The organism is Flavobacterium panacis (assembly GCF_024649945.1).
Classification (GTDB): Bacteria; Bacteroidota; Bacteroidia; order Flavobacteriales; family Flavobacteriaceae; genus Flavobacterium; species Flavobacterium panacis.
The window spans coordinates 56385-77811 of record NZ_JANKMS010000001.1 but is presented as its reverse complement, the minus strand read 5'-3'; the positions used below and the strand labels follow the sequence as shown (position 1 = coordinate 77811).

General features: G+C 31.4%; 19 protein-coding genes. 9 read left to right on the top strand and 10 right to left on the bottom strand.

The window, feature by feature from the left end:
* The first annotated feature begins 125 nt into the window (after positions 1–125).
* On the top strand, positions 126–1037 hold the full coding sequence (locus NQQ59_RS00360) for an OmpA family protein (protein WP_144212594.1): 912 nt from the start codon (positions 126–128) through the stop codon (positions 1035–1037).
* Positions 1038–1057: 20 nt separating this feature from the next.
* Complete coding sequence (locus tag NQQ59_RS00355; RefSeq protein ID WP_144212592.1) at positions 1058–1600, top strand: hypothetical protein; 543 nt, start codon at positions 1058–1060, stop codon at positions 1598–1600.
* Positions 1601–1690: 90 nt separating this feature from the next.
* On the opposite strand, the gene NQQ59_RS00350 is transcribed toward NQQ59_RS00355, so the two are convergent.
* From NQQ59_RS00350 to menD, 8 genes are all read right to left on the bottom strand, one after another.
* Positions 1691–2737, bottom strand: coding sequence for an o-succinylbenzoate synthase (locus tag NQQ59_RS00350; protein WP_144212590.1), 1047 nt, complete (start codon positions 2735–2737; stop codon positions 1691–1693).
* Positions 2738–2844: 107 nt separating this feature from the next.
* Positions 2845–4080 (bottom strand): tetratricopeptide repeat protein, encoded by a 1236-nt coding sequence (locus NQQ59_RS00345; protein WP_144212587.1) that lies wholly within the window; start codon positions 4078–4080, stop codon positions 2845–2847.
* Positions 4081–4294: 214 nt separating this feature from the next.
* The gene (locus NQQ59_RS00340) at positions 4295–4972 is read right to left on the bottom strand and encodes a metal-dependent hydrolase (RefSeq protein WP_144212585.1); all 678 of its coding nucleotides are present in this window, start codon (positions 4970–4972) and stop codon (positions 4295–4297) included.
* A 27-nt stretch (positions 4973–4999) separates the two neighbouring features.
* Complete coding sequence (gene menA / locus NQQ59_RS00335) at positions 5000–5962, bottom strand: 1,4-dihydroxy-2-naphthoate octaprenyltransferase (protein WP_144212583.1); 963 nt, start codon at positions 5960–5962, stop codon at positions 5000–5002.
* A 111-nt stretch (positions 5963–6073) separates the two neighbouring features.
* Positions 6074–6907, bottom strand: a complete 834-nt coding sequence (locus tag NQQ59_RS00330; RefSeq protein ID WP_012024845.1) for a 1,4-dihydroxy-2-naphthoyl-CoA synthase — start codon at positions 6905–6907, stop codon at positions 6074–6076.
* A 799-nt stretch (positions 6908–7706) separates the two neighbouring features.
* Positions 7707–8561: a CvfB family protein gene (locus tag NQQ59_RS00325; protein ID WP_144212581.1), complete on the bottom strand. Its 855-nt coding sequence runs from the start codon at positions 8559–8561 to the stop codon at positions 7707–7709.
* Between the two features lie 177 nt (positions 8562–8738).
* A complete protein-coding gene (locus NQQ59_RS00320; protein WP_144212579.1) occupies positions 8739–9080 on the bottom strand; it encodes a DUF2853 family protein in 342 nt (113 codons plus the stop codon).
* Between the two features lie 84 nt (positions 9081–9164).
* Positions 9165–10826: a 2-succinyl-5-enolpyruvyl-6-hydroxy-3-cyclohexene-1-carboxylic-acid synthase gene (gene menD, locus NQQ59_RS00315; RefSeq protein WP_144212577.1), complete on the bottom strand. Its 1662-nt coding sequence runs from the start codon at positions 10824–10826 to the stop codon at positions 9165–9167.
* A 177-nt stretch (positions 10827–11003) separates the two neighbouring features.
* On the opposite strand from menD, the gene NQQ59_RS00310 reads away from it, so the two are divergent.
* Positions 11004–12179 carry a thioredoxin family protein gene (locus tag NQQ59_RS00310; protein WP_144212575.1) on the top strand — a complete coding sequence of 392 codons (1176 nt, stop codon included), beginning with the start codon at positions 11004–11006 and terminating at the stop codon, positions 12177–12179.
* Between the two features lie 15 nt (positions 12180–12194).
* Complete coding sequence (locus tag NQQ59_RS00305; protein WP_144212573.1) at positions 12195–12692, top strand: GNAT family N-acetyltransferase; 498 nt, start codon at positions 12195–12197, stop codon at positions 12690–12692.
* Between the two features lie 128 nt (positions 12693–12820).
* Here the strand turns inward: NQQ59_RS00305 and NQQ59_RS00300 are convergent, their stop codons facing one another.
* Positions 12821–13399 carry a glutathione peroxidase gene (locus tag NQQ59_RS00300; protein WP_144212571.1) on the bottom strand — a complete coding sequence of 193 codons (579 nt, stop codon included), beginning with the start codon at positions 13397–13399 and terminating at the stop codon, positions 12821–12823.
* A 937-nt stretch (positions 13400–14336) separates the two neighbouring features.
* On the opposite strand from NQQ59_RS00300, the gene NQQ59_RS00295 reads away from it, so the two are divergent.
* The 3 genes from NQQ59_RS00295 (at position 14337) to NQQ59_RS00285 (ending at position 16499) form a co-directional block, all read left to right on the top strand.
* Positions 14337–14867, top strand: a complete 531-nt coding sequence (locus tag NQQ59_RS00295) for an RNA polymerase sigma factor (protein WP_144212569.1) — start codon at positions 14337–14339, stop codon at positions 14865–14867.
* A complete protein-coding gene (locus NQQ59_RS00290; RefSeq protein ID WP_144212567.1) occupies positions 14867–15655 on the top strand; it encodes an anti-sigma factor in 789 nt (262 codons plus the stop codon). Before NQQ59_RS00295 ends, NQQ59_RS00290 begins: the two co-directional genes overlap by 1 nt.
* Before the next feature lie 109 nt (positions 15656–15764).
* Positions 15765–16499, top strand: a complete 735-nt coding sequence (locus tag NQQ59_RS00285) for a DUF3667 domain-containing protein (protein ID WP_144212565.1) — start codon at positions 15765–15767, stop codon at positions 16497–16499.
* Positions 16500–16568: 69 nt separating this feature from the next.
* On the opposite strand, the gene ccsA is transcribed toward NQQ59_RS00285, so the two are convergent.
* Entirely contained in the window at positions 16569–19790 is a 3222-nt protein-coding gene (gene ccsA / locus NQQ59_RS00280) for a cytochrome c biogenesis protein CcsA (protein ID WP_144212563.1), read from the bottom strand.
* 289 nt (positions 19791–20079) lie between these two features.
* Between ccsA and NQQ59_RS00275 the strand changes: the two genes are divergently transcribed.
* Both NQQ59_RS00275 and NQQ59_RS00270 read left to right on the top strand, forming a co-directional pair.
* Positions 20080–20841, top strand: coding sequence for a Rossmann-like and DUF2520 domain-containing protein (locus NQQ59_RS00275; RefSeq protein WP_144212561.1), 762 nt, complete (start codon positions 20080–20082; stop codon positions 20839–20841).
* On the top strand, positions 20825–21352 hold the full coding sequence (locus NQQ59_RS00270) for a KdsC family phosphatase (protein WP_144212559.1): 528 nt from the start codon (positions 20825–20827) through the stop codon (positions 21350–21352). Before NQQ59_RS00275 ends, NQQ59_RS00270 begins: the two co-directional genes overlap by 17 nt.
* The last annotated feature ends 75 nt before the right edge of the window (positions 21353–21427 follow it).

Below are 21427 nucleotides of genomic sequence, written 5' to 3'. Positions count from 1 at the left end.
AAAAATCAAAAAAATGTTAATTTGAGTTTTGTTTCTCAAATCAGAAAACATTAAAATAACTGATTATTAATACATTACGTGTTATTTTTTTAGTTAAATTTGATTGAATCTTAACTTCATCATCTATGTCTAAAAAAGCACTTTATCTATTAGGCATTGCAATAACCATAATTTTAGGGGCTTATTTATACCTAAAATTCTGCTGCAATTGCTCTGAGAAAATTACATCGGATGACACTCCAAAAACAGCAGTCCCAACTGTCCAAGAGCCTAATTTTGTTCCGTTTGTATTAAATGGTCCAGGAATTGAATATCAAACTAATGATAACCTCAAGTTCCTTAAAAACAACGCTACTTTAATAATGCCAGTAAGTGATTCTGTCATTAATGGTATTCAAAAGTTAAAGTTATTCTTGGTTTCTAATCCAAAACAGAAGGTTGTCATAACAGGTTATGCTACATCAGATGAAACCAATTCTACCACTTTTGAGAATCTTGGTCTTGCCAGGGCAAACGAGGTTAAGAATTATTTTGTTTCTGAGGGATTATCAGAGAAACAGTTTACCACTAAAGGAGAAATTATAGATAAATGGAAAATGAGTGCAGATACACTTCTTGGTCCGTCAAACTATACATTTGAAACTATTGATTCTACTTCAACTTCAACTGATGAATGGACTGCTTTAAAGAATAAAATAAACGCTGATCCATTGATTCTACATTTTAACACCAATAAGTCCCGCGAGACGCTTACCAGTCTTGAAAAGCAGAAAGTTGCAGATATAGTAAAATATACCGAAAATGTTAAAGATGCGATTGTATTGGCTGTAGGTCATTCTGATGATGTCGGAAATCGTGATTCGAATATTGTTCTAGGACAAAAAAGAGCAGAATTTTCTAAAAAATATCTTTCCAAAAATGGTATAGATCCAGCAAGAATTGAAACACAATCTAAAGGACCAGATGAGCCAGTTGGAGATAACAATACTTCGGAAGGAAAGGCCTCAAACAGAAGAACTGTAATTACAATTAAATAACTAATCAAAAACATACGATCATGAATATACCTTGTATTTTAATACCTGTGCTAGTGGGATTAATCTGTGGAATTTTAGGTTACTTACTAGGAAAAATGAATTCGAAAAATGATGATTCTCTTGCATTATCTCTTCAAGCCGATTTAGATGCTTGCAAAGCTAATACTCGAAATTTAAATGCTAGGATTTCTACTTTAGAAGCTGATTTAGCTGCAGCAAAAGCAAAACCACAGTCATTTACAGCAACGACTCCTATTGTAATTCCGTTCAACAGCGAATTGGCGGCAACTGTTCTCGGTAAAAAAATTAAAGAAAACGATTTGAAAGTGGTAGAAGGAATTGGACCGAAAATAGAAGCTTTGTTTAACGATGCTGGAATAAAAACCTGGCATGATCTCTCTGAGGCTTCAACAGAAAAATTACAATCTATTTTGGATGCTGGAGGTGAGAATTATGCGATACATAATCCTAGTACTTGGGCAAGACAAGCTTTAATGGCTTACCAAGGAAAATGGCAAGATCTGAAAGACTGGCAAGATAGTTTGTTAGGAGGAAAAGAGTAAAAAATAGCTACAAAGGTTCAGAGTTGCAAAGGAACAAAGGCTTTTCTCAATGTTTTTAAAACTTTGTTACTTTGAACCTTTGTTACTTTGTTACTTTGTACCTTCAAAAAAAGATTCCCATTCTTTTTCCAAATTGTACCAAAGCTGTCCATTTTTAACTTCTAATGGACAATCTATATTATTAGTATATAATGCCCCAGTTCCTAAACCTTGCGGCATATTTGAGTTTTGAAGAAATGTCCATTGCGCTATAGCATTAAGCCCAATATTACTTTCTAACGCAGATGTAATCCACCAACCAATATTGTATTTATCTGCAAGCGAAATCCATTCTTGAGTTCCTCTAAAACCACCTATAAAACTTGGTTTTAAAATAATATATTGTGGCTTTATTTTCTTTAATAACTCTTCTTTTTCTTCAAAAGAAAATACGCCAATTAATTCTTCATCCAAAGCAATAGGAAAAGGTTTTTCTAAACATAGTTTAGCCATTTCTAAAACATTTCCTTGTTTAATAGGTTGCTCTATACTATGAAGCTGAAATTTACTTAATTGTTTTAGTTTATCTAAAGCTTCTATTGAAGAAAAAGCGCCATTGGCATCTACACGAATTTCGATTTCTTCAGGAGAAAAATGATTTCGGATAAACTGTAATAATTCAAGTTCTTTCTCAAAATCAATGGCTCCAATTTTAAGTTTAATGCAATTGAATCCGTTGGCTAATTTATCTTCAATTTGCTCTTTCATAAAAGTGGATTCTCCCATCCAAACCAAACCATTTATAGTTATAGATTTGGTATTGTTTGTAAAATCTGATGGAAATAAAAGGTAAGGATTTTCACTTCTTAATGATTGAAAAGCCATTTCAATTCCGAATTGAATTGACGGAAATTCTAATAATGATTCCCAAAGTGCAGTTTCACCTAAATGAATATTATCGCAAGCCCATTTTAGTTTTTCTTCATAATCTTCACGATCATCTGCGCTCAAACCACGAAGTATACCACACTCTCCTATTCCTTTTTTACCATTTTCTTCTAAAATAATAAACCAAGTTTCTTTATCGGTCATAATTCCTCTAGAAGTACCTGAGGGTCTTTTAAATTCTAGTAAATATTTATGGTAAGATGCGTTCATTTTTTTCAAGGTGCTAAGGGACTGAGGTGCTAAGCTACTAAGGTACTAAGGCGTAAAATAGACTGCAAGAAAAACTTAGAACCTTAGTAGCTTAGTAACTCAGTACCTTAATTAAATAATTTTAAGATTTTTTCAAAATCTTTTGATGGAAGTCCTGCTTTTTGAAAAAGTAGAAAGTCAGATTTTGTTTTGTCTTTCCAACTTAAACTATCCGTTACATTTTGATCTTGATACTTCTTATAGATTGCTTTTGCATCGCTATAATTATCACTGATCAAATAAGCATGCGCTAAATTTAATTTGACTAATAATTCCGTATCATCTAATTTCTCTCCTTCATGCAGTGTTTTCAGTGCTTTTGCGTATTGTTTGGTCAAAATATAGCAGTAACCAAGCGAACTGTAATCTACTGCTGTTGCTTTTCCTTCGTTAATAATGGTATTTAATTTCGGAATAGCCTCATTGTATTTTTGAGTTTTGATTAAAGAAGCTGCTTGTGTTCTTAAATCATTAAAAACATTTTTAGAAATATCAGCATCTTTATAACATGCATTTCCAAAATCTTTATAGACTTTTGTTTTTTCAACCGATAATAATTTTTGAAATTCATCGTAACGATATTGTTTCATAATTTTATTCAAAATACAAACACAGAAATCGTCAGAATTGGCCATTTTTTGAGCCATTGTCGATGTTTTACAAAGACTTATAATTTCATTTTTGTTATCCTGATTCCAGCCGCGGTTTAATTTAGTATCGACCCAAGGCACAACTTCTAAAACCACTTTTTGGCTTAAAATCCAGTTTTTGCTTTCAAAACCAAACCAGACGGTACTGATATTTTCTTTTAAACAAGATGATTTACCAATCGATAAACGTTTCGCATCTTTGCTTACAGGTTCTGCCTGAGAAAAACAGGCTTTATCAATTTTTCCATCTGCAACGTATTTCTTTGCGTTTTCATTTGAAGTATAAATGGAATAAGTACATTCATCATCTCCCGAAATTTTGGACATTAAAAAAACCGCTCCTGCTGATCCCTGACTAACTCCTGTAGGATCTGGAATGGCTTTTAATAAGGAAACCAGACTATTCGTCAATTCTTGATTTTTATCTAATAATGTAATTCGGTAAACGATTTCGGTAGTTCCAATTGGCAGATCTTCAGTTGCAATAGAAATTCTATCACGTGCAGGAACCATTATTTCTTTTGTAGTAGCTCGTTCTTTGTCCCAATAACCATCTTTTTGAGCAAAAAGATTTAATGAAAGGGCAAGAAATAGAGATAGAATTATTTTTTTGAAAGTATTTTGTGATGATGCTTTAATTGCCACAGATTTCACAGATTAAAATGATTTTTTACTTTAAAACTCGATTATTGAAATAACATAGATTGTGCCAAATAACTTTCTTATAAAATGAGTGCCCTAGCCCCGATTACTTCACTACTATTTATTTTAATTGAAGTTCAGTGAACTTCGTTTGAGGCGGTATCCTTTTTTAGGCAATTTTTCTTTGCCTAAAAAAGATATAGCCGAAAGCGGGATTAGCTCCTCATTATAATTCTATAGATTCTCCGATTGCTAAAAGCATTAAATCTTTTCCTTTATCAAAGAATTTACGAATAGATTCTTCATGATCGATTTCGATGTACCCAAAAGTATCAAAATGATATCCTAAAATTTTATCACAATCTACAAAATCTGAAGCGATAATAGCATCCTCAACATCCATTGTAAAATTATTACCAATTGGAAGAATTGCTAAATCTAATTCTGTACGAAGTGGAATTAATTTCATATCGTAAGTCAAAGCGGTGTCACCAGCGATGTAAATATTTTTATGTTCGCCTTCAATTACAAATCCACCAGGATTTCCACCGTAAGATCCATCTGGAAAACTACTTGAGTGAATAGCTGTTACATATTTTACATTTCCAAAATCGAATTTCCAGCTTCCACCATGATTCATTGGGTGAGAATTGAAACCTTTTTTAGCATAATAACTTGCAATTTCTGCATTTGAAACAATAACTGCATTTGTGTTTTTTGCAATTGCTTCAACATCTAAAACGTGATCTCCATGAGCATGTGTCAACAAGATATAATCTGCTTTTAATGTGTTAATATCAATTGCAGCTGCTTGTGGATTTCCTGTAATAAATGGATCCACAATAATATTTTTTCCTCCTACTTCAATTCCTAAAGAAGCGTGTCCGTAGTATGTAATTTTCATTTTTTGTTTGATTTAAAGTTTAATAATTTATCTACCTCCTAAAAACAAGTTTACAATGATGTCTGAAATTAAAGAGATCATACAAACTGTCAATAAAATAGAAAGTAAAAATGTACTTAAAGCCAATTTTTTCAATTCTGGATCTAATAACTTAGGATCCTGATTTTTATAAACTGTAATTAAATGTTTAGTTAAAGGAATAAAAGCCAGTAAAAACAAGTATTGATCAAAGTTATAATCGCTTAAAATAGCAAAAACAACTACTAAAAGCATTGCTGTAATGATCAAGAAAAAATGGTAATTTTTAGCTTTTTGAGCACCAATTTGAACTACAATTGTGTTTTTACCTGCTTTTTTATCTGATTCCTGATCGCGCATGTTGTTCAAATTCAAAACTCCAACGCTCAATAATCCGATTGAAACTGCTGGTAGAATTAATAGTGGATCTATCTCTTTTGCATATAAAAAGTTCACTCCCAACGTACTAACCAATCCGAAGAAAATAAAAACGAATAAATCTCCAAATCCTCTGTATCCATAAGCTGAATTACCAACTGTATAGCGAATAGCCGATACAATTGCAGCGATTCCTAGTAATAAGAAAAAAATAGAGTAACCAAAATTATCTCTTCCAAATGCAAAATAGATTAATACAATAGCTGATAGTAAAGTCAATAATGAAGTAATGATTATTGCTTTTTTCATTGCTTGAGGCGTAATAACACCACTCTGAATAGCACGTTGTGGTCCTACTCGATCTGCATTATCTGTACCTTTTACACCATCACCATAGTCATTTGCAAAATTGGATAAAACCTGTAAACCTAATGTTGTTAGCAATGCAAATCCAAAAACTTTCCAGCTAAATACTTCAGTTGGTGTATTGATCGTTTCTGTTGGATTTGATAAAGCATAAATACTTCCAACTATAATTCCGGAAACTGATAAAGGTAATGTGCGCAGTCTTGCGGCTTCAATCCAATGTTTCATTAATTTGTTATTTAAGATTTTAGAATGTAGATTTTAGATTTATTTTTAATTCTAATTTTTAGATAGCTTGAATATCAAATCTAAAATGAGAAATCAGAAATCTACAATGTATTAAGGCAACCATTTATTTTCACCGAAATTTGGTTTTCTTTTTTCCAAGAAAGCATTTCTTCCTTCTTTAGCTTCTTCGGTCATATAAGCCAAACGAGTTGCTTCTCCCGCAAAAACTTGTTGTCCGACCATTCCGTCGTCTGTCAAGTTCATAGCAAATTTTAGCATTTTGATAGATGTTGGTGATTTTTGAAGAATTTCCTGTGCCCACTCATATGCAGTAGCTTCCAGTTCATCGTGAGGAATTACAGCATTTACCATTCCCATTTCAAAAGCCTCCTGAGCAGAATAATTTCTACCTAAAAAGAAAATTTCACGTGCTTTTTTCTGACCAACCATTTTAGCAAGGTAAGCAGATCCATAACCACCGTCAAAACTGGTAACGTCTGCGTCTGTTTGTTTAAAAATGGCATGTTCTTTACTAGCAAGTGTCATATCGCAAACTACGTGCAAACTATGTCCGCCACCAACAGCCCAACCTGGTACAACTGCGATAACTACTTTAGGCATAAAACGAATTAAACGTTGCACTTCCAAAATATTTAAACGGTGCTGACCGTCATCTCCAACATATCCTTGGTGTCCGCGCGCATTTTGATCTCCACCACTACAGAAAGAGTAAACTCCGTCTTTTGTTGAAGGTCCTTCAGCAGAAAGTAATACTACACCGATTGAAGTATCTTCTTGTGCATCATAAAAAGCCTGGTATAATTCTGAAGTAGTTTTTGGACGGAATGCATTTCTAACATTTGGTCTGTTAAAGGCTATTCTCGCTACTCCATTGCATTTTTTATAGGTTATATCTTCAAATTCTCTGGCTGTAATCCAATCCATTTTGATTTTTTTGTTTTAATAATTATAGTGTAAAAATAAAGCATTTTTACTATTTTACCTACTCAAATCGCCTTAAGTCTTTGTGAAATTGAGCTGCAATGTTAACAATTGGTATTTACTTACAAAAAATAACATATTTTAACATTACTTTAGAAAAATAATAATTAATTTTACACCCTAGAAATCAATGAGATACATTTTATTTCAAAGGTTTCAGATTGATTTTCTTTCACTGATTTATTAACCTAAAAAATGATTTTTTTGAGAAAATTTAAAAAATTTGTCGCTCATTTTTTTAGGATGTTAAATAACAAACCTGAATTAAAAGAGCAAATGATTTATGTGTTTGTCGAAACTTCAAAAAGAAAAAAGTAACACCTAAGGTTAAATGTTAGAATTGTATCTATAATTAGTATATGAATGATAACGAAAAGAAGAAAAAAGTACTAATTCACACTTTCTAAAAGTTATTTATAAACCAATGGATTAGCCGTGAAATTCTTTTTTTGCTTTTAAGATAGGTACATCGATTATTTAAAAGACATACCCGTCAATGGAATGATTTCAAAAATTCGTAAAGCTATTATTCTGAGATGGATTCGAATTATTTTATTTCTGTTTTTTTTTAATTACAATTTTTTTTAAAACTAGAATAAAAAGCGAAAGGCTGCCTAAATAGGCAGCCTTTTGTGTTATAATAACTTTGCTGAAGCGAAGTAAATTCCAAATAATAAATTCTAAATTCCAATCCTAATGAATTTTGGAATTTGGAATTTCTAAAATTGGAATTTTAAAGCTTTTAATCTTTTACAAGGTAAATTCCGTCGTCCTTAATTTCGATTAGTTTTTCTTTATATAAAGAACCGATTGCTTTTTTGAATGATTTTTTACTCATCTTTAAAACTGTCTTAATGTCTTCCGGATGTGAATTATCATTTAAACGAAGAAAACCTCTGCTGGCTCTTAATTCGCTAAGAATTTTTTCAGCATTAGGTTCAATGCTTTCAAAACCTTGTGCTTGAATAGCAACATCTATTTTGTTGTCGGGACGAATATTTTTAATAAAACCACGCATTCTGTCACCAGTTCTAATAGCGTCATCGTACACTTCATCTTTATATAAAAGACCTTTATGACGTTCGTTAATGATTACATTAATTCCCATATCAGTAATATGAGAAACGATTAAATCAACTTCTTCGCCTTTTTCAACTGTTAATTGATCATTGCTCAAGAATTGGTTGGTTTTGCTTGAAGCAACCAAACGATTCGTTTGTTTATCCATATACAAATAAACCAAGTAACGTTTTCCTTTTTCCATTGGACGCGCCTGCTCCTTAAACGGAACCAGAATGTCTTTCTCCATTCCCCAGTCCATAAAAGCACCTACATTATTAATGTAATTTACACGTAAAAGCGCAAATTCATTCAATAAAATATAAGGAACCAATGTTGTTGCAACTGGACGCTGTTCATGATCCAAGTAAACAAAAACAATTAATTCTTCTCCAATCTCAAATACTTTTGGTACATATTTGTTAGGAAGTAAAACATCGTGAATTCCGTCTGGGTCATTTTCAGGATCTCCTAAAAACAAACCAACTTTGGTATCACGTAATATAGTAAGGGTATTGTATTTTCCTATTTCTAGCATTTTCTTTTTATTCTAAGTTGATCAAACAACTAAGTTCTGTGGCGCAAAGGTACAAACTTTGAAAGCGTGGAAAGAAATAAATTTAAACAAAACTTAAATTAGGCATTTAAACTAAAAATCCTCTCAAACACTTCAAGTGCAATAAGAGGATTTTCAATCAAGCCTTACTAAAATTAGTTATTCAAATACACTTTCTTTTTTAAAATGTATCGTTAATAGATAATAGACAACTGCTCTATATTTATGTCTATTTGATTTTCCATATTTTTCCATAACAGCATAGATCCCTTCCATTAACTCTGGACTATCTGGCAAACCAAGTTTCTGAATTAAGAAACTATTTTTAACTGTATCCAACTCTGATTGTTGTGATGAGGCAACTGTTGATGCATCATCATTATAAATAGATGGACCACAAGCGATAGTTACTTTAGTTAGCAAATCAACATTTGCAGTAATACCACATTTCTCTTTTAAATCAGTAGTGTACTTTTGAATTAATTCTTCTCTTTTACTCATAACTATAATATTAATTGGTAAGCCAAATGTATACTAAAGCAAGATGTAAAACAATAATTTTAACAAAATATTTCTTACTTTTTATTAATTTAAAAATTTGAAATATTGTTTTAAAATAATATCGTTCTCTATTGTTGGAGTGAAAATTTCTAAAATTGCAGGAATATCATCTGAATTATACAATGATTCGATTCCAATTTCTAAAGATTCATTGTCAGTTACAGTTAAATAATTCATTCCATACATTTTAGCCAAATGCTCAGCAGTTAGATTATGCGATGTTTCAAAATAAGTATTAAAAACAGGCTTTTCTTCATGTCCAGGTAAAATTCTGAAAATTCCTCCTCCTCCATTATTAACTAAAATAATTTTGAAGTTTTTCGGAATATAAGAGTTCCAAAGTGCATTACTATCGTATAAAAAGCTAATGTCTCCCGTTATAAAAACAGTTTGTTTTGTATTACCAACTGAAGCACCAATAGCAGTAGAAGTACTTCCATCAATACCACTGGTTCCTCTATTACAGAAAACTTCAATTGATTCATCAATATCAACTAATTGTGCGTAACGAATCGCAGAACTATTACTAATCTGCAATAGACTATTTTTTGGAAGCGTTTTGATTACTTTTTCAAATACTTTAAAGTCTGAAAATGAAATTTTATTTAAATATTCTTCACGCTTTTCTAATCTCGTTTTGTAAACGGTATCTATATTTTTAAAATAATTACTTTTTACAAAAGATGTCTTTGAAAGCAAGTCGGTAAAGAAATCATTTGGATGCATTTCAAAATGTTTTGTCAATGCTCCAAAGGTATCATATGCACGTAATGTATCGATATGCCAATGTTGTTTTGGTTTGTATTTTCTCAAAAATCCTTTGATCCTTTTTGAAACTACCATTCCGCCAAAAGTTACTAAAACTTCTGGATTAAATTCTTTAAAATCAATATCATCAAACGGTGTAATTAAAGTATCAATTGAATTGATAAAAGTTGGATGATGAAGATTTGAAGTTGTTTCAGTTAAAACTACAACAGACGGATCTGAAGCTAGATTTTCAATTACTTCTTGATCAATTATATTTGACTCGTTAACTCCAACTAAGATTAATTTACGTTTAGCATTATTCCAAACAGAAACAATTTCTTCGCTGTTTTCTATAGTTTTTGGAGCATTTTCTAGTTCTGAAGTTGTAATTATCGGTTGTACAGAAAGTTCTTCTGTAGTTTCATACAAAGGTTCTTCAAAAGGTGCATTGATATGAACTGGACCTTTTTTGGCGATAGCCGTTTCAATTGCTAAATTGATTTTTAAATCATTTTCTTCTGAAGCTTCTTCGGTCAAATTAGCATTGAAAACAGAATGATTTAAGAAAACATTTTCTTGACGAATCGTTTGTCCGTCACCTATGTCTATTTTACTTTGCGGACGATCGGCAGAAATTACAATTAGCGGAATCTGGCTATAAAATGCTTCTGCTAAAGCGGGATAATAATTCAATAAAGCTGATCCCGAAGTACAAACAATTGCGGTTGGCTGTTTAGTTTGCTGTGCAATTCCTAAAGCAAAAAATGCAGCGCAACGCTCGTCTGCAATACTGTAACACTTAAAATTTGGATTTTGAGCAAATCCTATCGTTAATGGCGCATTTCTAGATCCTGGAGAAATAATAATGTTTTTGATGCCTTTGGCTGATAAAATTTCGATAATGCTTTGTGCAAGCGCTATTTTGGGGTAAATCATTACGGTCGTGTATTACTATTTTGAAGAAAATTTTCTGTTCCAATTTCCTTTCATCTTGATTACAAAGTTACAAACTTCGCAGTTGATTTATGTTATAATTAGGAATATATTAAGGCTCTTTCTCAAAAAAGGAAATATATTTGTAAAATCGAATTATTAATAAAAGCCTGACTTAATATGCGTTTCTTATTTGTGCTCTTTTTAACTGTTACTTTTCAAAGTGTAATTTCTCAAAATAAATTTGTTCCTGTTGATATTCCGTATAAAACGGCGTTGGAAACTGCTAAAAAAGAAGGAAAACCACTTTTTGTAATGCTTTATGCTGATTGGTGTCCGCATTGTAATTTGATGAAAAGCGAAGTTTTGAGCGATCAAACAGTTATCGATTTTTTGAATAAGAATTTTGTCTGCACTTATAAAGACATTGAAAAAGAAGAAGGAATAGCTTTAAAGAATAAATTCAAAACAAAATCACTTCCTACTTTTTTATTTATAGACAACAACGAAACGTTGATTTATGCTTTAAAAGGAGAATTGAAAAAACCTGATTTTCTAAATGAGCTTCGTTATGCTTTGAATCCGAAAATGCAATTGCCTTATCTAGAAAAGGAATTCTTAGCCGATCCAAGTAATTCAGATAAATATTTCACTTATTTGAATACACTGAAAAAAGGAAAAGAAAGAACTGAATTGTCGCCAGCCACACACACGTATTTAAACACACAATCTGATTCACAATTAATTAGTGAAGTAAACTGGCGTGTTATTGCAAATGGCGTTACAGATATTAAATCAAGAGAATTTCAATATGTTTTACAGCATCAAAAGGAGTTTGCTGCAGTTGCTTCTCAAAGCAGAATCGACAAAAAGATTGAAAACATCGTAAATGAATTACTTCGCCCTTTGGTTGACAATTTGGACACCATCAATTACTATAAACAAAGAGAAATTGCAAAATCTATTCGTTTACAGAAAACAGATTCTTTAGTTTTTAAATATGATTTAACTTTGGCCGAAAGAACCGAGAAATGGGATTTTTACAAAAAAGTTACTTTAGAAGACACTCAAAAATTAGTTTGGAATGATGCCAGTTTCCTAAAAGATATTGGAAACACCTATTTCAAACATATTACGGATACCGAAAGTTTGAAAAAAGCGATTTTCTGGGTCAACCATTCTTTAGAATTAAATGATTCTTATGATGGAAATCTACTTGAGGCTAAACTTTATAATAAAATAAAAGACAAAAAGAAAGCTTTAGAGTACGCTAAAGAAGCCAAAGCTATTGCAAAAGAAATGGGCTGGGATGCTAAAGAAGCGGATATTCTTTTAGCTGAATTAAACAAAAAATAATCACAATAATTACCAATGAGTATCATTTTAAGACCTGCAACTGAAAACGATTTGCAAAAGATTTTAGAAATCGTAAATCATTCGATTTTACATACAACAGCCAACTACAGCTACGAAATTCAGACTCTAGAAGTACAGCAAAAATGGTTCGAAGATAAAAGAGCTAAAAATCTTCCAGTCGTAGTTGCCGATTTAGACGGTGAAGTCGTTGGCTTTGGAAGTTATGGTCAATTCAGAGAAAAAATTGGTTATCAATATACTGTAGAACATTCTGTTTATGTGGTTGATAATATTATTGGTAAAGGAATTGGTTCAAAACTTTTAACTGAATTAATTCGTTTAGCAAAAGAACAAGGTTATCATGTTATGATTGGCGCAATTGATGCAGATAACGCCGGAAGTATTGCTTTTCATGAAAAATTCGGATTTGTAGCTACAGGAACCATTCGTGAAGTCGGTTACAAATTTGATCAATGGCTGGATTTGGTTTTCATGCAGTTGATTTTGGTATAACCGCAAAGACGCTAAGAATTACACAAAGTTCGCAAAGTATATAAACTCTGTCTCTTTGTAACTTTGTCCCTTTGTAACTAAAAAAAAACTCAAATTCGAATATTCAAATTTGAGCTTTTTTTTATGTTTTAACTTTTAATCCAATTAATTACTTCTGGATCTGTTGGTAAAGTTCTTGGTTTAATCACTTTTACCAATTCTCCTTTTTCATTGATTAGGTATTTTTGAAAATTCCATTCTACTTCAGAATCTTGTAAACCATTTTTAGATTTTTGAGTTAGGAATTTATAAACTTCACACATATCATTTCCTTTAACCGAAACTTTGTTCATCATAGGAAAAGTTACACCGTAATTTTGCTGGCAAAAACTTTCAATTTCTTTAGCTGTTCCAGGTTCTTGCGAAGCAAAATTGTTTGCTGGGAATCCCACAATTACAAAACCTTTATCCTTATATTCTTTGTAAATAGCTTCTAGATCTTTGTATTGTGGTGTTAAACCACATTTTGAAGCAGTATTTACAATCATAACTTTTTTGCCTTTCAAAGACGCGAAGTCAAAAGTATCTCCAGATAAATCCTCTACTTTAAACTGATAAATATTTTCTTTTACCATAATTTCTTTTTTTTGTTTATGGCTCGTTTGAGCCTGAACTTGCGATGCGATCATAAATAATGCACTGCAAACTAAAATTGCTATATTTTTCATCTGATAATTTTTTATAAAATTAGCTAAAATCTGTTTTAGTAAAACTATTTTCTCTGTTTATATTTTGCCAATCAAAAGTTAAATAAAAAATTGAAGCCTAACGTTAATCAGACGTTAGGCTTCCCCCCATACAAACAAATCAAACCATGAATTAATTATTATGCAATCTTTTATTATAAAATAATATATGTACAAATTATAGTTGATGACTCGGTTATGTTGAATCTTTTTATTCCCCCAATGTCTTACGTACTTTCAAAATATTTTCAAATGGCTTGTATTGTATTTACTGAATCTTAACATCGTCATAAAGACATAATAAAAAGTCTTCAATTTGGAAGTCCGAGTGCATCAACTATACTATATTTTGTTTTAAACTAAAAAAACGTTACTAATTTTACTGCTTATAAAGCTTTATGAAGGCTACAACAAAAACTAGTAAACTGACTATTTTTATAAATACCATAATCTTAAAAGTTTATTATTTATAATGAATTCGTCAATCTCAACTACATTTTCAATTGACTTATAACAGCTTCTTTTCTAAAGTCGTTCTTGTTAAAAACTGTCATCGCTAACACTGTGGTTAGTCCGACGATCAATATTTTTATTATATGCTTGCTATCCATATTATTGTTTTTTAAGAACGACTTTATATTTTCAATCTAATGGTTATCTGGCTTATAAATTTGGCTCTTAATTTGGAATTGGCTTATTATGGTCTTTTTCTTACTCTCTTATAAAAACATTTACGTAATTGGATTGTTTTTGGTTTTAAAAAAAGTAAAAAAAATCATCTTTTTTTTGAAACCCCTTTATTTTCCTAGGTTTAGGACTACAAAAAAAAATAAAAAAAATCCAAAAAAAATAATTTATCTTTATAACAGTTACCACTAAATGTCTAAAATTTTATTTCCAAACTTAAAAATCCCAATCTATGAGTCAAGAAGAATTGTTAGTTTTAATTTATAAGAAAGATGAAAAAGCTTTTACTCACTTATACGATATGTATTCTAAAAGTTTATTTTCTGTCATTCATGTTCTAATCAAAAATCGAGAAGAAGCAGAAGATGTTCTCCAAGACGTCTTCGTGAAAATCTGGAAAAACATCGATTCTTATAACGAAAGTAAGGGTCGTTTTTATACCTGGATCCTTAATATTGCTCGCAATACATCGATTGATAAGCTTCGTTCTAAAAATTTTAATAACAGTCAAAAAAACCTTTCCTCAGATAATTTCGTAAATCTGTTAGATGACAGTAATAAATTGACCAATAAAATTGATGCAATCGGAATTCAAGAGTTCGTAAAGAAACTGAAACCAAAATGTATTGAGATCATCAATTTATTATTCTTTAAAGGATATACCCAGCAAGAAGCTTCAGAAGAATTGGCAATGCCACTGGGAACTATCAAAACACAAAACAGAAACTGTATTAACGATTTACGTAATTATTTAAAAATATAATGGAAGCACAAGAATATATAGAATCAGGAATTCTAGAGTTGTACGTTTACGGCTTATTAAGTGAAAAAGAAAACCTAGAAATAGCTGAACTGGCAAAAAAGAACCCAGAAGTCGATAGCGAAATTATTTCGATCGAAAAAGCTGTTATTGCTTTATCATCAAGCTTCTCTCCTTTCCATTCGGTAGAGAATTTTGAGAAGATTAAAGCTCGTCTTGAACTTAAACACGGTAAAGTAGTCGACATGAAACCAACTTCAAGCTGGTCTCAATATGTGGGCTGGGCAGCTGCTGTATTATTATTGTTAGGTTTAGGGTATCAAACTTTAGAATTAACAAAAACAAAAGAAGCTATTTCTATTGTTGGAAATGAAAAAAATAAAATTCAAAGAGAATATGCATTTTTAGATCAGCAGAATAAAGAAACTGAGAAAAATTTAAATATTGTAAGAGATATTAAAAACACTGGAGTAACGCTTGGAGGACAAGCTGTATCACCAAGATCATTTGCAAAAGTATACTGGAATCAGCAGACGAAAACAACTTACATCGATGCTGCAGGTCTACCGACGCCTCCAAAAGGAATGGTATATCAAGTTTGGTCTTTAAAATTAAGTCCAGTTCTTACACCAACAAGTATTGGTTTACTGGATAATTTTGAAGGAAATACACAGAAAATCTTTGCTGTGAGCCAAACAGATTCTGCTGAAGCTTTCGGAATTACTTTGGAACCAGCTGGCGGAAGTCCAACACCTACAATGGAACAACTTTATACTTTAGGAAAAGTTTAAAGCAAACTCTTTTATAAAAATTGAAAACGCATATTTAATCTAATATGCGTTTTTTTTTATTATTTTTAATTGAAACAATTTCTAACTAACAACTTATAATTGAGCGTCTATGGAAGTAATGTGCAAAAATTGTCATCAGGTTTTTAAAGGTCATTATTGTAGTAATTGTGGTCAATCTGCTGAGACGCACAAAATAAATGCTCATTTTTTATGGCATGATATTCAGCACGGTTTACTACATTTCGATAAAGGAATTTTATATTCTTTAAAAGAATTATTTACTCGGCCTGGACATTCTGTTCGGGAATTTATTGAAGGTAAAAGAGCCCGACATTTTAAACCACTATCTTTAGTTGTAGTTCTGGCAACACTTTACGGTGTTTTGTATCACTATTTTCATATCAATTATTTTATAGAAAGTGATAGTGAAAGTTTAAATTATGAAAATGTAAATGAATGGATTGCTACTCATTTCTCTTGGGTCACAGTAGCTACAATTCCGTTATATACTATTGGTACTTATATTGTTTTCAAAAATCAAGGGTATAATTTTTTCGAATATTTTGTTTTAAATACATTTAAAGCTTCTCAACGTTTATTTGTTCAGATTTTGACATTTCCAATATTGTACGCTTTAAATGGCACGTTATACATGCCTAAATTTTCACTTGTAACTTATTTAATTGGATTGTTTTTAGTTTTTTGGACTAATGTTCAGTTCTTCAATAAAATGTCTAGAACAAAAGCAATATTGTTATCACTACTAAGCCACGTCATCTTTTTGTTTTGCTTTACAATTATTTTAATAGTGATACTTCTTCTAACAGGAAATTATTCAAATTGATAATATGAAAATAAAAAGGTTCGACTTGTGTCGAACCTTTTTTATATGAATTAATAATTACCTGAATTATTATTTTTTCACTTTTTTAGTTTTATAATACTTATTGTACTTAGGATAAGTTACAGCTCCAATTAAAGTAATTGTTCCTAAACAATAATATATCCAATTTAAAGAATGTGCTTCTCCACTTGCATATGAGTGTAATCCAACTAAGTGGAAGTTTACTCCATAATACGTAAATAAAATTGAAACGAAAGCGTACATAGTCATTAAATTAAAGAACCATTTTCCTCTTAAAGCTGGAACAAAACGAGCATGAATTACAAATGCATAAATCATAATAGAGATTAAAGCCCAAGTTTCTTTTGGATCCCATCCCCAATAACGTCCCCAGCTTTCGTTTGCCCATTGTCCTCCAAGGAAGTTGCCAATTGTTAGCATGATTAGACCTATTGTTACGGCCATTTCGTTAATGTAACTTACCTCTTTCAGATGTAAATCCATTTTGGCTTTATTTTTATCATTCGTAAAGAAAATCAATAATAAAGCAACAAAACCTAAAATCATTCCTAAAGCAGTCGGACCATAGCTTCCTACAATTACTGCTACGTGAATCATTAACCAATAAGAATTTAAAACAGGTTGCAAATTCGCAATTTCTGGATCGATCCAGTTTAGGTACGCCGCCATCAAAATCATTGCTGTAACGAATGCTGACGAAGCAACTGTTAGTTTTGATTTTCTATCAAAAGCCAATCCGAAGAACATGGTTGACCATGCTACATAAACGATAGATTCATAAGCATTACTCCAAGGTGCGTGACCAGAAATATACCAGCGAGCTATTAATCCTATTGTGTGAACAACAAACAATAATCCTACAAAAATATGGAATCCATTTACAACATAACGAAGCCATTTTTTCTCAAAAAAGATATTGATTATGGTAAACATCAACATAAAAATAGAGACTGTCATGTACCAATAAGGCAATACCTTAAATACATCATATTTATTGTATGCAATTTCTGCATCAATTTTTTGTTCGCTTGGTCTTACTTTAGCTCCAAACTTCTTTTGGAAACCATTAATACTTTCTACTAAATTATCAGCTGTATCGAAGTTTTTCGCGATAGAACCATTATTTAAAGCGCTAAAGTATAATGGTAAAATTTGTTTTACATAAGTAGAATCCATTCCTTTAAAACCTGCACCTTCACGCTCTAAATACGAAACCCATTTATGATTAGGATCGTTTGGAACTGGGAATATTTTTAAAATACTTCCACTTAATGCTGATTCCATTAGGTTAACCTTTTTATCTGTTTCAATAAAATCCTTTTCGAAACTATTTGGATTTCCTGCTTTATAAGCTGCATCTAAATAAGGAGATAACTTATAATTTCCTTGTTCGTCAAAGAATTTTACAAATGGTGCAAATTTATCTTTTGAATCAATTCCGATAATTTTACGAATACTATCATTTTTAGTGTTGATGTAAATTATTGGAACTTGAATCCAAACCTGCGCATATTGTGTCATCGATAGGAAAACCTGATCAGAATTCATTCCATTATAATTATCATCATGACTTACTTTACGAAGTAATTCAGATGAAAACGTATTAATTGGCTTCATTCTTCCCCCGGCATCCTGAATAATCAAACGACCAAATTTTGCTGCGTGTGCTTCTGGTGCTTTATAAATATTTAATAAAGAATCTAATTGTTTTTTGCTTGGTGGAGCTGTAACGTGATTAGCGTGATCGTTTGGATCTGCAGTATGCTCATGATCATGATTGTGATCATGTGAATGTACATGAGGTGTTTGTTGCGCAAAACCATTCAAACCAATCAATAAAACCAATATTGTAATTAGTTTTTCTTTTTTCTTTTGAATCGCTTCTAATTTCTTTTTCAAATCTCCAAAACGAGAATGTTTAGTAAACATAATAGCCATTAAACCGATGTATAAAAGGAAATATCCTAAATAAGTAATGTTGGTTCCCCAGAAATCGTGATTTACAGAAAGTACTGTTCCTTTTTCGTCTGGATCAAATGAAGATTGGAAAAAACGATATCCTTTGTAATCTAAAACGTGATTCATAAAAATATCAGCATCAAAAGTTTCCGTAGAATCCTGAACAGTTACTTTACTTTTAAATGCAGAATAGCTTTTTTCTGTTCCTGGATATTTGTCAGCAATAAAGTCATTTAATTTTACTTTGAAAGGCAAAATATAAGCTTTACTTCCGAAGAATAATGAATACTCTATATTTCCAATTTTAACCGTTTTAGCCTCTCCAACCTGTCCTTTAGAACCAAAAAGCATTACTTCTTTTTCCTGACCTTCAGCTTTTACTTTTACAACCAGAGCATCTGTATGAGATTTAGCTTTATAATCATTATTTGATTCATATTCTACTTTTCCTTTCATTGCAGGATCTGGGAATACAATTCTAATATCACCAATACTGTATAAAGAACGCATCATTAAAGGCTGTACATTGTCTTTTGTGACTTTACCTTTCATTTGATCCGCCATTCTCATAAATTCTCCCTCAAAAGGAGTTTGAATCGTATATTTTTCTCCAGTCGTATTAATATTAATAGCGCCATCGGTTGGTTTATTCAAAGCAAATAAAACATTATGAATGTTCTGAACTTCACCTTCTTTAAGGTAATGTTCTTCACGGCCACCAGCACCGGCTTCAACTAATTTCAAGTATAAAGTTCCATTTGGATCTTCTTTAACGACTTCTTTCGCTCCCATGATATAATTAGAGTATGAAACTTCAAATGGAGTTTGGTCAAATTTTCCGCTAAGAGAAAAATCGTTGTTGGTAGCTGGAGAAAGCAAAAGACTCTTGTCAAAAACTCTTCTTTTCATTTCTCCTTTATATTCACCGTCAACAAAAACAGTTAAAAAAGTTTTGTCTGAATAGATTTGATTTTCTGCCGCTCCTTCGCGAATTGGCATCATTCCCTCATAACTAATATATCTCGTAATAAAAGCTCCTGTAATGATAAAGATAAAAGAAAGGTGAAGTAATAAAGTCGCCCATTTTTCTTTTTTAAGTAGTTGGTAACGCTTGATATTTCCGAAGAAATTGATCACAAAAACAAGCATTATCGCTTCAAACCACCAAGTATTGTAAATTAAAATTCTGGCCGTATCGGTATTGTATTTACTTTCGATAAAAGTTCCAACACCCATTGCAATTGCGAATGTTAAAAAAAGAACGGCCATTAATCGTGTAGAAAACAAAAAAGAGAATATTTTTTTATCCATTTCTTAGGAATTACATTGTATAAAAGTGCGACAAAAGTACTCAAAAATGTTGATTAGCAGACTCAGCGTTTTGTTAATAAAAACCAAAAATCAGGACTATTTTTTAAACGAATTGATAATTAAGAAAGTTTAAACTTACAAATTAAATAGTGATTTGATAAACAATGATTTTTATCAAAAATGTGTTATAAATGAAACAAAAAAAGCAAACTGTAAAAAGTTTAAAAAAACCGTTATCATTAGTTTTATACTGACTTAACATTAAAAAAATAATACTAATTTTGCTTTTATGATCCAAATAAACATAATCGGTTCCGGCAATGTTGCGCAACATTTAATAAAAGCTTTCAGCAACAGTAAAACCGTCGAAATAAAACAGGTTTTTTCTCGAAAAAAAGAGTCTGTACATCATTTAATTGATTTTGAAAAGATTGTAACTGATTTCTCCGAACTACAATCCGCTGATTTGCATATCATTGCAGTATCAGACAATGTCATTGCTGAAGTTTCAGAACAATTACCGTTTAATAATCAATTGGTAGTTCATACTTCAGGAACATCTTCAATCGAACTTTTAAATGAGAAAAATCGTCGTGGTGTTTTTTATCCTCTTCAGACATTTTCTAAGAATAAAAATATTGATTATTCAATAATTCCTTTTTGTTTAGAAGCAGAAAACACAGCGGATTTCAAACTTTTAGAAACAGTTGCTAAAAGTATTTCTATAGCAGTTTATTCTATTAGTTCAGAACAGCGAAAAGCACTTCATGTTGCTGCTGTTTTTGTGAGTAACTTCACCAATCATTTATATCATTTAGGTCAAGAAATTTGCGAAGAGAATCAACTTCCATTTGCAATTTTAAAACCTTTGATTCAGGAAACTGCAGATAAAATAAATACACTTGATCCTGTTGATTCACAGACAGGACCTGCCATTCGTCACGATTCTAATACAACCGATGCACATTTGGCTTTTTTACAAGATCAAAACAAAAAAAACATCTATAAAATCTTAACACAATCTATACAAGATAATGGCAAAAAGTTATAAAGAAATAATGAATGACATCACAACATTTGTTTTTGATGTAGACGGCGTACTAACAGACAGTTCTGTTTTTGTAACCAACGAAGGCGAAATGTTAAGAACAATGAATATTCGTGACGGTTATGCTCTGAAAGCAGCAATTGAAAGTGGTTACAACGTTTGTATTATTTCTGGCGGAAGTAATGAAGGGGTTCGAATTCGTCTTAATAATTTAGGCGTTAAAGACATTCATTTAGGAACTCCTGACAAAGTAAAAACATTTAAAGAATACACTGAAAAACATAATATAAAACACGAAAATGTGTTATATATGGGAGATGATATTCCAGATTTTCATGTAATGAAATTAGTAGGTCTTCCAACATGCCCACAGGATTCTACTCCTGAAATTAAAAATATCTGCCGCTACATTTCGCATGTAAAAGGTGGTCGTGGCGCTGCAAGAGATGTTATCGAACAAGTGATGAAGGTACAAGGAAAATGGATGGAATATTTTAACGGACAACACGATTAAGTTTTCAGTCTCAGTGGCGGTCACAGTCACAGTTTTCAGTTAGATAAAAACCTTTGTTCCTCTGAACCTTTGTAG

What these genes read in the sequence shown, in the direction of transcription:
- NQQ59_RS00310 (WP_144212575.1), top strand. Translation starts at nt 11,004, where the DNA reads ATGCGTTTCTTATTTGTGCTCTTTTTAACTGTTACTTTTCAAAGTGTA.
- NQQ59_RS00340 (WP_144212585.1), bottom strand. Translation starts at nt 4,972, where the DNA reads ATGAAAATTACATACTACGGACACGCTTCTTTAGGAATTGAAGTAGGA.
- NQQ59_RS00270 (WP_144212559.1), top strand. Translation starts at nt 20,825, where the DNA reads ATGGCAAAAAGTTATAAAGAAATAATGAATGACATCACAACATTTGTT.
- NQQ59_RS00290 (WP_144212567.1), top strand. Translation starts at nt 14,867, where the DNA reads ATGGAAGCACAAGAATATATAGAATCAGGAATTCTAGAGTTGTACGTT.
- ccsA (WP_144212563.1), bottom strand. Translation starts at nt 19,790, where the DNA reads ATGGATAAAAAAATATTCTCTTTTTTGTTTTCTACACGATTAATGGCC.
- NQQ59_RS00305 (WP_144212573.1), top strand. Translation starts at nt 12,195, where the DNA reads ATGAGTATCATTTTAAGACCTGCAACTGAAAACGATTTGCAAAAGATT.
- NQQ59_RS00300 (WP_144212571.1), bottom strand. Translation starts at nt 13,399, where the DNA reads ATGAAAAATATAGCAATTTTAGTTTGCAGTGCATTATTTATGATCGCA.
- menA (WP_144212583.1), bottom strand. Translation starts at nt 5,962, where the DNA reads ATGAAACATTGGATTGAAGCCGCAAGACTGCGCACATTACCTTTATCA.
- NQQ59_RS00355 (WP_144212592.1), top strand. Translation starts at nt 1,058, where the DNA reads ATGAATATACCTTGTATTTTAATACCTGTGCTAGTGGGATTAATCTGT.
- NQQ59_RS00320 (WP_144212579.1), bottom strand. Translation starts at nt 9,080, where the DNA reads ATGAGTAAAAGAGAAGAATTAATTCAAAAGTACACTACTGATTTAAAA.
- NQQ59_RS00330 (WP_012024845.1), bottom strand. Translation starts at nt 6,907, where the DNA reads ATGGATTGGATTACAGCCAGAGAATTTGAAGATATAACCTATAAAAAA.
- NQQ59_RS00360 (WP_144212594.1), top strand. Translation starts at nt 126, where the DNA reads ATGTCTAAAAAAGCACTTTATCTATTAGGCATTGCAATAACCATAATT.
- NQQ59_RS00295 (WP_144212569.1), top strand. Translation starts at nt 14,337, where the DNA reads ATGAGTCAAGAAGAATTGTTAGTTTTAATTTATAAGAAAGATGAAAAA.
- menD (WP_144212577.1), bottom strand. Translation starts at nt 10,826, where the DNA reads ATGATTTACCCCAAAATAGCGCTTGCACAAAGCATTATCGAAATTTTA.
- NQQ59_RS00285 (WP_144212565.1), top strand. Translation starts at nt 15,765, where the DNA reads ATGGAAGTAATGTGCAAAAATTGTCATCAGGTTTTTAAAGGTCATTAT.
- NQQ59_RS00325 (WP_144212581.1), bottom strand. Translation starts at nt 8,561, where the DNA reads ATGCTAGAAATAGGAAAATACAATACCCTTACTATATTACGTGATACC.
- NQQ59_RS00275 (WP_144212561.1), top strand. Translation starts at nt 20,080, where the DNA reads ATGATCCAAATAAACATAATCGGTTCCGGCAATGTTGCGCAACATTTA.
- NQQ59_RS00350 (WP_144212590.1), bottom strand. Translation starts at nt 2,737, where the DNA reads ATGAACGCATCTTACCATAAATATTTACTAGAATTTAAAAGACCCTCA.